The organism is Uliginosibacterium sediminicola (genome assembly GCF_039631295.1).
GTDB classification, from domain to species: domain Bacteria; phylum Pseudomonadota; class Gammaproteobacteria; order Burkholderiales; family Rhodocyclaceae; genus Viridibacterium; species Viridibacterium sediminicola.
In genome coordinates this window covers 132,503-147,261 of the sequence record NZ_JBDIVE010000009.1, presented here as the reverse complement: position 1 = coordinate 147,261, position 14,759 = coordinate 132,503, and the positions used below count along the sequence as shown (strand labels likewise).

Below are 14,759 nucleotides of genomic sequence, written 5' to 3'. Positions count from 1 at the left end.
GCATGGATCTGTCTGCTGCCCGTAATGCACTTGTCGAAGAAGCCCGTGAACTGCTCGACGCGATGGAAGCCGCCTTGCTTGAAATTGAAGCCAGCGGCCAGGATCCGGAGCGCGTCAACGCCATCTTCCGCGCCGCCCACACCATCAAGGGCTCGGCCGGCCTGTTCGGCCTGGACCTGATCGTCGGCTTCACCCATGTCATGGAAAGCGTGCTTGACCAGGTGCGCAGCGACGAACTGGTGCTCGACGCCAGCCTCGTCTCCACCCTGCTGCGCTGTGGTGACTACCTCGCCCGCCTGGTCGACAGCATCGAGAGCGGCGCCGATGGCGTCGACCCCGACGCCGCCGAGCGTGCCAGCCTGCTGGCCGTCCTCGAAGCCCTGCTCGCCAAGCCGGCCGCCGCCGCCACGAAAGCCATTGTCAGCCAGCCGGACGACGTCAAACTCGAACGCGAAGAGAGCGGAGACCAGCTCTCCAACGAGCACTGGCACCTCTCGCTGCGCTTCGCGCCCGAAGTGCTGCAGCACGGTCTGGACCCGATGTCGTTCATCAATTACCTCGGCGGTCTGGGCGAGCTGATCTATGTGTACACCCTGCACGAGCAGATTCCGCCGGCCGACGAAATGGACCCCGAGCATTGCTATCTGGGCTTCGAGATCGACCTGCAGGCCGATGTCACCAAACAGCAGCTTGAGGATGTGTTCGAGTTCGTACGCGAAGACAGCAGCATCCGCATCCTGCCGCCGAATGCCAAGATCCAGGAATACATCGCGCTGATTTCCTCGATGCCGGAATCCTCGCAGCGTCTGGGCGAAATCCTCGTCGCCGGCGGCACCCTGACCCAGCGCGAACTGGAGCAGGCACTCGCCCTGCAAGAGCAGACCGCCACGCCGGATACGCCGCCGGCACGCCTCGGTGAGTTGCTGATTCAGGAGCAGATGGTGCAGGCACCGGTGGTCGCCGCCGCGCTGTCCAAGCAGAAGCAATCCGAAGAGCGGCGCAGCCAGGAACAACGCGTGATCAAGGTCGACGCCTCCAAGCTCGACCAGCTGATCACCCTGGTCGGCGAGCTGGTCATTGCCAGCGCAGGCGCCACCATCACCGCACGCGGCCTGCGCCAGGCGGTGATGATCGAAGCGATCAACGAAGTCGGCACCCTGGTTGAACAGATCCGCGACTGCGCGCTCGATCTGCGCATGATCCCCATCGGCGAAGTGTTCCAGCGCTTCCCGCGCGTGGTACGCGATGTCTCCAAGGAATTGGGCAAGCGCATCGATCTGGAAATCACCGGCGCCGACACCGAACTCGACAAGTCGATGGTCGAAAAGCTCGGCGACCCGCTACTGCACATCGTGCGCAATGCGATCGACCACGGCATCGAATCCATCGAACAGCGCGAGGCCGCCGGCAAGCCGGCGCAGGGCCATATCCGCCTGCACGCTTATCACGAATCGGGCAATGTGATCATCGAAGTCAGCGACGACGGCAAGGGCCTCGATGCCAAGCGCATCCGCGCCAAAGCCATCGAGCGCGGCATGATCACGCCGGACGCCGTGCTGAGCGATGCGGAAGTCCATCAGCTGATCTTCGCCGCCGGCTTCTCCACCGCCGAACAGGTGACCAATCTCTCCGGGCGTGGCGTCGGCATGGATGTGGTCAAGCGCAGCATCGAACAGCTGCGCGGCGAAATCGAACTGCACAGCACGCTGGGCGCCGGCACCTGCCTGCGCATCCGCCTGCCGCTGACCCTGGCCATCATCGATGGCTTCCAGGTCGGTGTCGGCAACAGCACCTTCGTCATCCCGCTGGACATGATCGAGGAATGCGTCGAGTTCTCCTCGGTCGACGGTCACGACTACACCGATCTGCGCGGTCAGGTCTTGCCCTTCATCCGTTTGCGGCAGCTCTTCGACCTGCCCGACCCGAAGGTCAAGCGCGAGAACATCGTGGTGGTCAAACACAGCGGCAAGAAATTCGGTTTAGTGGTCGACAAGCTGATGGGTGAGGCGCAAACGGTGATCCGCCCGCTCTCAAAAATGTTCAGTCAGGTCAAGGGCATCAGTGGTTCCAGCATCCTGGGCAGTGGCGAAGTCGCCCTGATCCTCGACGTGCCCTCATTGATGCAACAAGCCTCCCTCTCGCTCTCGGCGCTCACTGAGCGTACGCAAAACTCGTAACAAGGAGTTCTAAATATGTTTGCCAACATGAAAGTCAGCACACGTCTCGGCATGGGCTTTAGCGTGGTGCTCCTGCTACTGGTGATTGTTTCCCTCACCAGCATTTTCAAGCTGTCCAAGATGAATGACAACATGACCGATCTGGTCGACGACAAGGTTGCCAAGGAGCAGCTGGCCAGCACCATGCTACGGCGGACCATCGACAACGGCCGCCAGATCCGCGCCATGATTACCAGCACCGACCCGGCAGAAATCAACCGCCGCAAGACGCGCATGGAAGACAACCGCAAGAAGAACACGGAAGCAATGGCGCAGCTGGACAAGCTGGTCAACACCGAGCGCGGTCGCGCACTCTTCAAAGTCGTTGCGGAAAAACGCGCACTGTTGAGCAATGAATACGACGCCATGTACGCGCTCGCCGAAAAATCCACGACGCCGGCCGAGATTGCCAAGGCACAGGAACATCTGGAGCTGAAATTCACACCGGCCAACGTGGCCTTTGAGACCGCCTTGAACGAGATGGCGCAGTTCCAGCTGGAACTGATGATGCAAGCCAAGAAGAACGCCGCCGACGAGTTTGCCGATACGCGACTGATCGTGATCACGCTGTCAATCACGGCCATCCTGATCGGCATCGTCATGGCCGTGATGATCACCCGCAACCTGCTCAAGACGCTCGGAGGTGAACCCGCCTATGCATCTGAAGTGCTGCAGAAGGTGGCGTCTGGCGACTTGAGCGTCGAAGTCATCACCCGCGCCAATGACAATAGCAGCCTGCTGTTTGCCGTCAAAAATACGGTCACCCGCCTGGCCGATATCGTGCGCGAGGTCAATAGCAGCTCTGAAGCGCTGAGCAGCGCCTCTGAAGAAATCAGCGCCACCGCACAGACCCTGTCGCAAGCGGCAAGCGAACAGGCCGCCGGCGTCGAAGAAACCAGCGCGTCGATTGAGCAGATGACCTCCTCCATCGCGCAGAACACCGAGAACGCCAAGATCACCGACGGCATCGCCACCAAGGCGTCCAGCGAAGCCAGCGAGGGCGGCGAAGCCGTCAAGGCGACGGTCGCCGCGATGAAGCAGATCGCACAGAAGATCGGCATCATCGACGACATCGCCTACCAGACCAATCTGCTGGCGCTCAATGCCGCCATCGAGGCCGCCCGCGCCGGCGAACACGGCAAGGGCTTTGCGGTGGTCGCTGCCGAAGTGCGCAAGCTCGCCGAACGCAGCCAGATTGCCGCGCAGGAAATCGGCAGCGTGGCTGGCAGTAGTGTCGAACTGGCCGAGCGCGCCGGGCGCCTGCTCGACGAGATGGTGCCCAATATCAAGCGCACCTCCGACCTGGTGCAGGAGATCACCGCCGCCTCCGAAGAACAAACCTCGGGCGTCGGCCAGATCAACGCAGCGGTGAGCCAGCTCAGCCAGACCACGCAGCAGAATGCCTCCAGTTCCGAAGAGCTGGCCGCCACGGCCGAAGAAATGAGCGGCCAGGCCGAGCAACTGATGCAAGTGATGTCCTTCTTCAAGCTTGGCGGCAGCCCGGCGCGACAAGCTGCACGCAAAGCTCCGCGGAGCGCCCCCCAGCGGGCAAGCACACCAGTCCAAGCGTTCAGCACGGTAACGCAAGACCGTCCTGACGAAAGCAATTTCACCCGGTTCTGAGAGGCGCCATCATGAGCAATCTCGTTGAAACCTCAAGCGCCCTGGTCAGCAAAACCCAGGCCGCTGAAACCGAACCCGAGCAATACCTGACCTTCCTGCTCGGCGGCGAACTGTTTGCCATCGGCATTCTGCGGGTCAAGGAAATCATCGAGTACCACAGCATCACCCAGGTTCCGATGATGCCCGCTGCAGTGCGCGGCGTAATCAATCTGCGCGGCGCCGTGGTGCCCGTGCTCGATTTGCAGGCGCGCTTCGGGCGCGCGCCCTCTGAAGTCGGCAAACGTACCTGCATCGTGATCGTCGAGGTCAAGACCAGTGAGGACGATGACGCGGCCCATCAGGTGATCGGCATCATGGTCGATGCGGTCAGCGAGGTGCTCGAAATACCCGCTGCGGATATCGAGCCGCCCCCCGCTTTTGGCGCCAGCATCCGTACCGACTTCATCCTCGGCATGGGCAAGGTGAAAGGGAAATTCGTCATCCTGCTTGAGCCCGACCATGTACTGGCCGTCGAAGAAGCCACCGCTATCGCCAACTCGACCGAGCTCGCTGCTATGCACTGAGCACGCCACACCCCGACTGGCGCGCAACAGAGAGACAAGGCGAAGCCAGGCTGCAGCAGTCACCGGCGACAGGATAACAAGCCGGATCAGGGCAGCCAGGCACGCCAAACCGTTTTCACCGGAGGAGGAACACCATGTTGCAAAGCCTGTTCAGGAACGCGCACGACGAACGATCAACCATTGCGCTCAATGCTCTGGCGACCAATGTGATGATCGCCGACGCCGAGTTCAATATCGTCTACGCCAATCCGTCGGTCATCGAAATGCTGACCGTTGCTGAGGCCGATATACGCAAGGACCTGCCGCACTTCTCGGCACGCACCGTAGTCGGTTCGAGTATCGACCTGTTCCACAAGAATCCGGTCCATCAACGCAGCATGCTGGAGCACCTGCGCGGCCAGCACATCGCCAATCTCAAGCTGGGGCAACGCTCGTTCCGCCTGACCCTGACCCCGCTGTTTGACCAACGCAAAAAGCGCATCGGCGCCGTTGTCGAGTGGCAGGATCGTACCGCCGAGCTGGCGCTCGAAAATCACATCTCGGGCAGCATCACCCAGGTGGTCCGCGCAGCCTCTGCCGGAGACCTCTCGCAGCGCATCGATTCGAACGGCATGCCCGACTATTTGCATGCGGTCTGTGATGGCGTCAATGCCATGCTCGATACCGTGCAGAAGATCAATGCCGAGCTCAATCACATGTCGGCCGAGCATGAAAAAGGCGATATCGATGTCACCATCGATACGCAGAAATTCAATGGCGAGTTCCGCGCCCTCGCGCAGAGCGTCAATACCATGGTCGGTTCGCATATCGCGGTGAAGAAAATGGCGATGGGCGTTGTCCAGGAGTTCGGACGCGGCAATTTCGACGCACCCTTGCAACAGTTGCCCGGCAAAAAGGCCTTCATCAACGACACCATCGAACGCGTGCGCAGCAGTCTGAAAGGATTGATTGCCGAGATGAACAACATGTCGGCCGAGCATGATCGCGGCGATATCGATGTCGCCATCCACAGCGAGCGTTTTGAAGGCGAGTTCCAACGCATGGCGCAGGGCATCAATGACATGGTGGCCAGCCACATCAGCGTCAAGAAAAAAGCCTTAGCCTGCGTTGCCGAGTTCGGACGTGGCAACTTCGACGCCCCGCTGGAGCAGTTCCCGGGCAAAAAAGCCTTCATCAATGACACCATCGAGCGGGTGCGCAGCAATCTGAAAGGATTGATTGCCGAGATGAACCATATGTCATCCGAGCACGACCATGGCGAGATTGATGTCGTTATTGACGCTGAAAAATTCGACGGCGACTTCCGCAGCATGGCTCACGGTATCAACAGCATGGTGGGCGGTCATATCGCGGTGAAGAAAAAAGCGATGGCCTGTGTGGCGGAATTCGGGCGCGGCAACTTCGATGCCCCGCTCGAACAGTTCCCGGGCAAAAAAGCCTTCATCAATAACACCATCGAACAGGTACGCAAGCATCTCAAGGCGCTGATCACCGACACCACGACCCTGGTCGACGCCGCGCGCGCCGGACATCTGGATGTGCGCGCCGACGCCAAAGTACATGACGGGGACTTCCGCCGCATTGTCGAAGGGATCAATCTCACCCTGGACAACATTGTCGGGCCGCTCAACGAAACCGGTCGCGTGCTCAAAGCAATCGAAATAGGCGACCTTACACAAACCACACAAGTCCAGTGCGATGGTCAGCTGCGTGCCCTGTGCGACAGCGTCGACAGCACCGTGGTCAAGCTGGCCAATGTGGTCGAGGAGATCAACAGCAATGCCGAAGCCCTGGCCAGCGCTTCCGAAGAAGTCAGCGCCACTGCGCAATCGCTCTCGCAAGCGGCCAGCGAACAAGCGGCCGGCGTCGAGGAGACCAGCGCCTCAATCGAGCAGATGACCGCTTCGATCACTCAGAACACCGAGAATGCCAAGGTCACCGACAATATCGCCACCAAGGCCGCATCGGAAGCCGTTGAAGGCGGCGACGCGGTCAAGGCCACAGTAGCGGCGATGAAGCAGATCGCGCAGAAGATCGGCATCATCGACGACATCGCCTACCAGACCAATCTGCTGGCCCTCAATGCCGCCATCGAAGCGGCACGTGCCGGCGAACACGGCAAAGGCTTCGCGGTCGTCGCTGCCGAAGTGCGCAAGCTTGCCGAGCGCAGCCAGGTTGCCGCGCAGGAAATCAGCACCGTAGCCAGCAGCAGCGTGGAGCTGGCTGAAAAAGCCGGCAAATTGCTCAATGAGATGGTGCCCAACATCAAGCGCACCTCTGACCTGGTGCAGGAAATTACCGCGGCGTCCGAAGAACAGTCGTCCGGCGTCAGCCAGATCAATACAGCGGTCAGCCAGCTCAGTCAGACCACACAGCAGAACGCATCGAGCTCCGAAGAGCTGGCCGCCACGGCAGAAGAGATGAGTGGCCAGGCTGAGCAGCTACAGCAGGTGATCTCCTTCTTCAAACTCGCGCAGAACCTGGGGCCGGCGCAAGGACAAGCGCCCGCAGCTCGCAAGTCCAAAGCCGTCGCGCCGCCCCCGCAGCGCCGAACCAGCCTGGCACGGGTCAGTAAACAGAGCGACGAATTCGATATAGACGAACAGCATTTCACCCGCTACTGAAAAGGCCGCCATCATGACTGAACGTGTAGAGATGTCGGCCAGCAATGCTGTCGCTCATGCGGCCAAGCTGCGTATCGCCGAGGCTGCGCCGGCGCAATACCTGACCTTCCTTCTGGGCAGCGAATTGTTTGCCATCGGCATTTTGCGCATCAAGGAGATCATCGAATACCACAGCATCACCGAGGTCCCGATGATGCCTGCGGCCGTTCGTGGCGTGATCAATCTGCGTGGCGCCGTCGTACCCGTGCTCGACCTGCAGGCGCGCTTCGGCCGCCCCGCCTCGCAAGTCGGCAAACGCAGCTGCATCGTGATCGTGGAGATCAATGCAGGCGGCGAAGACGCAGGCGCACATCAGACCATTGGCATCATGGTCGATGCGGTGAGCGAGGTGCTCGACATTGCAGCCGCCGACATCGAACCGCCGCCAGCCTTCGGCGCCAGCATCCGCGCCGATTTCATCCTGGGCATGGGCAAGGTGAAAGGAAAATTCGTGATTCTGCTCAATGCCGATCACGTTCTGGCCGTTGACGAAGTCAATGCCCTGACAACGGTTGTCGAAGGCAACACAGCACACTGAGCAGTCCAGCGATAACACGTCGCGCAGCAGTCCCTGTTTTACACGCGATCGCCATATCGCCATTCGCGTATTAAGGAGTCTGAAATGAACTGGTTCTTACGTCTGAAGCTGGCCAACAAGTTGTTGGTGACCTTCCTCATCTGCTCAGCCCTGACGGCCGGGGTCGGCATCTACAGCCTGACGCGCATCGTTCAACTCGGTGAGATGATACATACCACCTATGCCGAAAACGTTTTGCCGCTGCAATACGTATCCGAAGCCGCCGCACGCCTGACAGCGCACTCACGTGCCTATGTGCGACTGCCAGCACAAAAGGACAAGGAGGTACAGAAAGACACCGTCAAACGCGCAGCCACCCACATGGACAAATTCCATGCGGCCCTGCAAAAGTACCGCGCAACCAATCTGAGCGACAAGGAAAAGGCTTTGCTCAAGGACGTTGATGCCGCCCTGCCCAACTACCTTGCGCAGAACGACAAGGTCGCGCAGCTGGCGCTGGACGGCAAGTTCGACCAGGCCTCAGTACTCAGCAATGCTGACGCTCGCCTGGCCATCAACACCATCGAAGGCTCGCTCTCCAAGTTGATCGAAGAGCTGAGCAACCAGACCGCTGCCACCAACGAAAGTGCAAGTGAGACCGTGTCGCAAACGCAGATCATCATGATCTCGGTCATCGCCGTTTCAGTCTTGCTGGCCATCGCGCTGGGCCTGCTGGTCACGCGCATCGTCACCCGCCAGCTCGGCGGCGAACCTGATTACGCGGCCTCACTGCTGCACAAGGTGGCACAAGGTGACCTCTCTGCCGAGATCACGCTGCGCCAAGGCGATAACGTGAGCATGCTCTACGCCGTGCAGCAGATGGTGGGACGCCTGCGCCAGGTCATCGATGGCCAGCGCCGCGTCGTCACGGCCGCCAACAATGGCAACTTCGAGGAGCGCGTCGAGCTGGACGGGCTGCAAGGCTTCCAGAAGGAAATGGGCGAAGGTCTGAACAACCTGGTGGCGATCACCGGCGAGAGCATCAGCGACGTGGTACGCGTCATGGGCGCCGTCTCGTCCGGCGACCTGACCAATACCATCGACAGCGAGTACGAAGGTGCCTTTGCCGAGATGCAGGAATACGTCAACAGCACGGTGCACAAGCTCGCCGAGGTGGTCAGCGAGGTCAACACCAGCGCTGAAGCCCTGGCCAGCGCCTCTGAAGAGGTGAGCGCCACGGCGCAATCGCTGTCGCAAGCGGCCAGCGAGCAAGCGGCCGGCGCTGAAGAGACCAGCGCAGCGATCGAAGAGATGACTGCCTCCATCTCGCAAAACACCGAGAATGCCAAGATCACCGACGGCATGGCGACCAAGTCGGCACAGGAAGCCGCCGAAGGTGGCGAAGCGGTGAAAGCCACCGTGGTGGCGATGAAGCAGATTGCACAGAAGATCGGCATCATCGATGACATTGCCTACCAAACCAATCTGCTGGCGCTCAATGCGGCCATCGAAGCGGCGCGTGCAGGTGAACACGGCAAGGGCTTCGCGGTGGTCGCCGCCGAAGTGCGCAAGCTCGCCGAGCGCAGCCAGATTGCCGCGCAAGAGATCAGCGCGGTCGCCAGCAGCAGCGTGGAACTGGCTGAACGCGCCGGCACCCTGCTCGACCAGATCGTGCCGAACATCCGCAAGACTTCAGATCTGGTGCAGGAAATCACTGCCGCTTCCGAAGAGCAAACGACGGGCGTCAGCCAGATCAATGGCGCAGTCGGTCAGCTGAGCCAGACGACGCAGCAGAACGCATCGAGCTCCGAAGAGCTGGCCGCCACGGCCGAGGAAATGAGCGGTCAGGCTGAAGGGCTGCAGCAAGTGATGTCCTTCTTCAAGCTTGCCGGTGCCGAAGCCCCCACGCCGCTGCGCGCCAAACCCGGCAAGGCCAGAGCAGGAAAGACCAAGAGTCAGCCCGCGCCGCGCAAGGCACACAAAAGCCTGGCCCGCCACGTGGTCGATACCGATGCCCTTCAGGAGCTTGACGAAACGGACTTCACCAAGTTCTGAGCGGGCACAGCACCGGCAGTCCGGCGACATGCTCGCCGGCGGCCGGCCTCTCACGGAACCAGCATAAACGAACAGACCAGACTTCACGCCTCGCGCAATCTCGGAACAAGGGCGCGTGAGGCGGGCAGCACAATGATGGAACTCGAATCATGATCAGCATCAGCGAGAAAGAATTCATCCAGTTCCAGCGCTTCATCTTTGATGCGGCTGGCATCACCCTGAGTGCGTCCAAGAAACCGCTGGTCTGCGGCCGCCTCGAAAAAAGGCTGAACGCAAACCAACTGCGCAGCTACAGCGACTACCTGAATCTGCTGAGCAGTGGCAAGAATCCGGCTGAAACGCAGATCGCCATCGATCTGCTGACCACCAACGAGACCTACTTCTTCCGCGAACCCAAGCACTTTGACCTGCTGCGCCAGACGGCCAGCGCCTCGCGTGGCCAGGGTCGCCCCTTCCGTGTGTGGAGCGCAGCCAGCTCCAGCGGAGAAGAGGCCTATAGCATGGCGATGGTGCTATCCGATGTGCTGCAGGATGGCCCCTGGGAAATCTTCGGTTCCGACATCAGCACCCGCGTGCTCGAAAAAGCACGGCAGGGGCATTACCCCCTGTCGCGCACGACCAATATTCCGCAACCCTATCTCAAGCGCTTTTGCCTGCGCGGAGTCGGGCCGCAGGATGGCACGCTGCTGATCGATCCTGCATTACGGCGGCGCGTGCGCTTCGAGCAGATCAACCTCAACAATCCGCTGCCAAACGTGGGCAACTTTGATGTGATTTTCCTGCGCAATGTGATGATCTATTTCAGCAACGAGACCAAGCAGCAGATCATCCAGCGTCTCCTGCCCACACTGCGCAGCGGAGGCTATTTATGCATTGGGCACTCAGAGAGTCTGAACGGCATCTGCGACAAACTAAAGGCCATTGCGCCTTCGATTTACCAAAACCCCTGAGATTGGATGCAATGCTTCGCGCAACAAAGATCAGCAAAGTATTTCTGCAACCTGGTGAATATTTCGTAGGCAACTCCATGTACCGCATCACCACCCTGCTCGGCTCATGCGTATCGGTCACCATCTGGCATCCTCGTGCCAAGATTGGTGCGATGTCGCATTTCCTGCTGCCCTCACGCGGCGGCACGCCCGCGCAGGAAGCGGATGGCCGCTACGGTGACGAAGCGATCTGGCTGATGCTCAACGACCTGCAGGAGCGTGGCGTCAAACCCTCGCAGTGCCAGGCAAAGGTCTTCGGCGGCGGCGACATGTTCCCGCATCTTGGCGCCAAGGATGAGCAAAGCGTGGGCAAAAAAAATGGCATTGCCGCGCGCGCCATTCTCGATTCACACGGCATTCCGGTTGTCTCGGCCAGCCTGTTTGGAGAAGGATATCGCCGGATCATTTTCGACGTCTCCAACGGACATGTCTGGTCGCGACAAACTCCGGTTCAGAATGCACTACCCATACGCGCAAGGCACTACGCATGAAAACCATCAAGGTTCTGATTGTTGACGACTCCGCCGTCGTCCGCCAGGTAGTCAGCGGCATGCTCGCTGGCTCGCCTGGCCTCGAAGTCATGGCGGCGGTTGCCGACCCCCTGCTGGCCATGGAACGCATGAAGATGCAGTGGCCGGACGTGATCGTGCTCGACGTCGAAATGCCGCGCATGGACGGCATCACCTTCCTGCGCAAGCTGATGAGCGAGCGCCCCACGCCGGTCATCATCTGTTCAACGCTGACCGAAAAAGGCGCCAAGACCACCATGGAAGCGCTGGCGGCCGGCGCCGTATCGATCATCGCCAAGCCCAAGATCGGACTCAAGCAATTCCTCACCGAGTCAGCTAACGAGATGGTGGCGGCGATCAAGGCCGCCGCCGGTGCCAATGTCAAACGCCTGGCCCAGCCGCGCGCGGAGCCGCTGACGGTACAACCCAAGAACACGGCTGACGTGATCCTGCCGCCGGCCAGCAGCAAGGCCATGGTGCAGACGACAGAACGGGTGATCGCCATCGGCACCTCGACCGGCGGCACGCAGGCGCTCGAAGCGGTGCTCACCGCCCTGCCCGCGGTGTCCCCGGGCATTGCCATCGTCCAGCACATGCCCGAAAAGTTCACTGCAGCCTTTGCCGAGCGACTCAACTCCCTGTGTCGCATCACGGTCAAGGAAGCGGCCAATAACGACCGCATCGTGCCGGGACGAGCCCTCATCGCCCCCGGCGGTCGTCACATGCTGGTCAAGCGCAGCGGCGCGCAGTATTACGTGGAAATCGTGGACGGCCCGCTGGTGTCGCGTCACAAGCCTTCGGTCGATGTACTTTTTCGCAGCACGGCCAAGTCAGCCGGCGCCAATGCATTAGGCATCATCATGACCGGCATGGGCGATGATGGCGCACGCGGCATGAAGGAAATGCATGACGCCGGCGCCCACACCGTGGCGCAAGACGAGCAGAGCTGTGTGGTGTTCGGCATGCCCAAGGAGGCCATCCGCACCGGCGGCGTCGACGAGGTGATCAGCCTCGATGCCATTCCCGCCTTAATCGGTCGTTACGGACGTTAGCGCATCATGAACACATCGCTTCCGATAAGTCGTAGCTTGCTCGATCAGGGCGTGCTGGTGGTCGACGACAGCGCCGTGCAGCGCATGCACACCGTCTCCGCGCTGCAGGCCATGGGCATCTCGCTGGTCACCCAGGCCGGCGATGGCATCCAGGCTTTGCAGCAGCTCGACAGCCTGCAGCCCATACCAGCGCTGATGGTGATCGATCTGGAAATGCCGGTGATGGACGGCGTCGAGCTGATCCATCGTCTCGCCCAGCGCGGTGCGCCGCCCGCGGTGATCGTCGCCAGCTCGCGTGAGCAGGTATTGATCGAATCGGTCGAGTCGATGATCAAGGATCTCGGCATCCCCTTGCTCGGCGCCGTGCGCAAGCCGGTGACCGAAGACACGCTGCGCAAGCTGATCGGGCGCATGGACATCACGGTCGGCCGGCGGCGAACCGATGCGGTATCGCGACCCGGGGTCTGCTACAGCCAGCTCTTCAGCGCCATTCACGACGGACAGATCCGCCCGTATTTCCAGCCCAAGGTCGAGCTTGACAGCGGCTTCACGCGCGGCGTCGAAGCACTGGCGCGCTGGGTCACGCCAGAAGGCCGCGTCATCCCGCCGGCGGACTTCATCGAGCTGGCAGAGCAGCACGGCCTGATGAACGAGCTGACGCTGAGCATCCTCGAACAATCCCTCGCAGCAGCGGACCAATGGGCGCAGCAAGGTCTATCCCTGTCGATTGCGATCAATCTGTCACCTTCCTCGCTGGGTGACATGAAGCTCGCCGATGCGATCCTGGCGCGTGTCGAGGCAGCTCATTTTCCGCACCAGCGCATCGTGCTGGAAATCACCGAGAGCGTGATGATGCAGGACGCTGCCGCGCTGCGCGATCTGATCCGCCTGCGCCTGCGCGGCTTCGGGCTGTCCATCGATGACTATGGCACCGGCTTTTCGTCGATGCAGCAGCTCTCCCGCGTGCCGTTCAGCGAGCTGAAGATTGATCGCTCCTTTGTCGACGGCGCCCATCATCGCGAAAACCTGCGCGCCATCCTCGAATCGGCCATCGCCCTGGGTAAGCGCCTGGGAATGAGTACGGTGGCCGAAGGCGTCGAGCAGATCGAAGACTGGAATCTGCTCAAGTCACTCGGCTGCCAATCCTGCCAGGGCTACCTGCTCTCGCCACCCGTTCCAGCCGAAGCCATTCCGAATTTCATTGCCCAGCAAGCCAAAGTGCAGTGATGCACACCGTACAGTGCAGCAAAACACGCCGTCCGTCAGGGCGCGGCATCATTCGCTGCGCGCTGTGACATAAGTTTTCGAAATCAATACAAAAATACTACTTTAGTAGTATTTGTCGGTTTAGAATCCCGCCAGCAGTTGAGCCCAAGCCGCTGCAGTGACACTCTGGCAGGTAAGCATGACGTTCGAGATTGAAACAACTTCACACTGCGAAAACGGCATCAGTCCGCGCTGGATCTGGTGGATCCGCGGCATTGCAGGCACGCCGCGATTTGGCCTGGTCGGCACCGATGAGCAGGGGCAAGGCTTGTACATCTACGAACACGATGGCGACCGCCAACCACGCCGTGAGCCCTTGCCCGGTTGCGAGCGCTTCTCGGTGCCGCTCGATTTCAGCAAGAGCCACGCCAATGCGCTGCTCATCGAACACCTGGTGCAGATCGGCTGGAAACCACCCTCAGCCCCTCCCGGCACAGACAAACAGACTCTGACACTCTGAACAAAAAGCCGACTCTAGGTCGGCTTTTTGTTTAATACCCACAGCATTTCATCATGCCGCGTGCTTAAGTTGCTTCTTGTAGAGGAACTCCAGAATCGCTGCACGATACTCTGCAAACTGCGGGTCGTGCGCCAGGGCCAGACGATTGCGCGGCTTGGCAAGCTTGACCTGCAGAATCTCGCCAATCGTCGCTGCCGGTCCATTGGTCATCATGACCACGCGATCCGAGAGCAGTACGGCCTCATCCACATCGTGCGTCACCATCACCACCGTGGCACCGGTCTTGTCCATCACACCAATCAGCTCATCCTGCAAGCTGGCGCGCGTCAGCGCATCGAGCGCGCCGAAGGGCTCGTCCATCAGCAGGATCTTCGGCTCGATGGCGAAAGCGCGTGCGATGCCGACACGCTGCTTCATGCCGCCGGAGATCTCATGCGGGAACTTGTTCATCGCATGATCCATATGCACCATCGCCAGCGCAGCCTCGGTGCGCTCTTTAAGCTTGGCACGCCCTTCCTTGGCGCCGAAGACGCGCTCGACACCCAGATAGACATTGTCGAAGCAGCTCAGCCAGGGGAGCAAAGAGTGATTCTGGAACACCACGCCACGCTCCGGCCCCGGCCCCGCGATTTCGCGACCATTACAGATCAGCCCGCCCGAGCTCGGCAAGGTCAGACCCGCAATCAGGTTGAGCAAAGTGGATTTACCGCAACCGGAGTGACCGATCAGGGTGATCACCTCACCCTCGCTGATGTCGAGATTGATGTCACGCAGCGCGACGAAGCTGCCGTTCTTGGTGTCGAACTTCATGCCGACGTCTTGTACTTGCACTAATGGCTTCATGGC

General features: G+C 60.5%; 12 protein-coding genes and 1 pseudogene. 12 read left to right on the top strand and 1 reads right to left on the bottom strand.

What is annotated here, in order from left to right; genetic code table 11:
* The first annotated feature begins 2 nt into the window (after positions 1 to 2).
* The 12 genes and pseudogenes from ABDB84_RS15705 (at position 3) to ABDB84_RS15655 (ending at position 13,913) form a co-directional block, all read left to right on the top strand.
* The gene (locus ABDB84_RS15705; RefSeq protein ID WP_345920701.1) at positions 3 to 2,177 is read left to right on the top strand and encodes a chemotaxis protein CheA; all 2,175 of its coding nucleotides are present in this window, start codon (positions 3 to 5) and stop codon (positions 2,175 to 2,177) included.
* Between the two features lie 15 nt (positions 2,178 to 2,192).
* The gene (locus tag ABDB84_RS15700) at positions 2,193 to 3,839 is read left to right on the top strand and encodes a methyl-accepting chemotaxis protein (RefSeq protein ID WP_345920700.1); all 1,647 of its coding nucleotides are present in this window, start codon (positions 2,193 to 2,195) and stop codon (positions 3,837 to 3,839) included.
* Positions 3,840 to 3,850: 11 nt separating this feature from the next.
* Complete coding sequence (locus ABDB84_RS15695) at positions 3,851 to 4,402, top strand: chemotaxis protein CheW (RefSeq protein WP_345920699.1); 552 nt, start codon at positions 3,851 to 3,853, stop codon at positions 4,400 to 4,402.
* A 134-nt stretch (positions 4,403 to 4,536) separates the two neighbouring features.
* Positions 4,537 to 5,460, top strand: a pseudogene (locus ABDB84_RS20095) (HAMP domain-containing protein); the annotation flags it as partial.
* The gene (locus ABDB84_RS20090; RefSeq protein ID WP_428715100.1) at positions 5,443 to 7,026 is read left to right on the top strand and encodes a methyl-accepting chemotaxis protein; all 1,584 of its coding nucleotides are present in this window, start codon (positions 5,443 to 5,445) and stop codon (positions 7,024 to 7,026) included. The pseudogene ABDB84_RS20095 and the gene ABDB84_RS20090, both read left to right, overlap by 18 nt.
* Before the next feature lie 13 nt (positions 7,027 to 7,039).
* Positions 7,040 to 7,603, top strand: coding sequence for a chemotaxis protein CheW (locus ABDB84_RS15685; RefSeq protein ID WP_345920697.1), 564 nt, complete (start codon positions 7,040 to 7,042; stop codon positions 7,601 to 7,603).
* Positions 7,604 to 7,687: 84 nt separating this feature from the next.
* Positions 7,688 to 9,637, top strand: a complete 1,950-nt coding sequence (locus ABDB84_RS15680) for a HAMP domain-containing methyl-accepting chemotaxis protein (RefSeq protein ID WP_345920696.1) — start codon at positions 7,688 to 7,690, stop codon at positions 9,635 to 9,637.
* A 149-nt stretch (positions 9,638 to 9,786) separates the two neighbouring features.
* Positions 9,787 to 10,587 carry a CheR family methyltransferase gene (locus ABDB84_RS15675; protein ID WP_345920695.1) on the top strand — a complete coding sequence of 267 codons (801 nt, stop codon included), beginning with the start codon at positions 9,787 to 9,789 and terminating at the stop codon, positions 10,585 to 10,587.
* Between the two features lie 77 nt (positions 10,588 to 10,664).
* Complete coding sequence (locus tag ABDB84_RS15670) at positions 10,665 to 11,117, top strand: chemotaxis protein CheD (protein WP_345920694.1); 453 nt, start codon at positions 10,665 to 10,667, stop codon at positions 11,115 to 11,117.
* Complete coding sequence (locus tag ABDB84_RS15665) at positions 11,114 to 12,187, top strand: protein-glutamate methylesterase/protein-glutamine glutaminase (protein WP_345920693.1); 1,074 nt, start codon at positions 11,114 to 11,116, stop codon at positions 12,185 to 12,187. The genes ABDB84_RS15670 and ABDB84_RS15665 overlap by 4 nt, the downstream gene beginning before the upstream one ends.
* Before the next feature lie 6 nt (positions 12,188 to 12,193).
* A complete protein-coding gene (locus tag ABDB84_RS15660) occupies positions 12,194 to 13,414 on the top strand; it encodes an EAL domain-containing response regulator (protein WP_345920692.1) in 1,221 nt (406 codons plus the stop codon).
* Between the two features lie 178 nt (positions 13,415 to 13,592).
* Positions 13,593 to 13,913, top strand: coding sequence for a hypothetical protein (locus tag ABDB84_RS15655; protein ID WP_345920691.1), 321 nt, complete (start codon positions 13,593 to 13,595; stop codon positions 13,911 to 13,913).
* A gap of 51 nt (positions 13,914 to 13,964) precedes the next feature.
* On the opposite strand, the gene ABDB84_RS15650 is transcribed toward ABDB84_RS15655, so the two are convergent.
* Complete coding sequence (locus ABDB84_RS15650; RefSeq protein WP_345920690.1) at positions 13,965 to 14,756, bottom strand: ABC transporter ATP-binding protein; 792 nt, start codon at positions 14,754 to 14,756, stop codon at positions 13,965 to 13,967.
* Between the last annotated feature and the right edge of the window lie 3 nt (positions 14,757 to 14,759).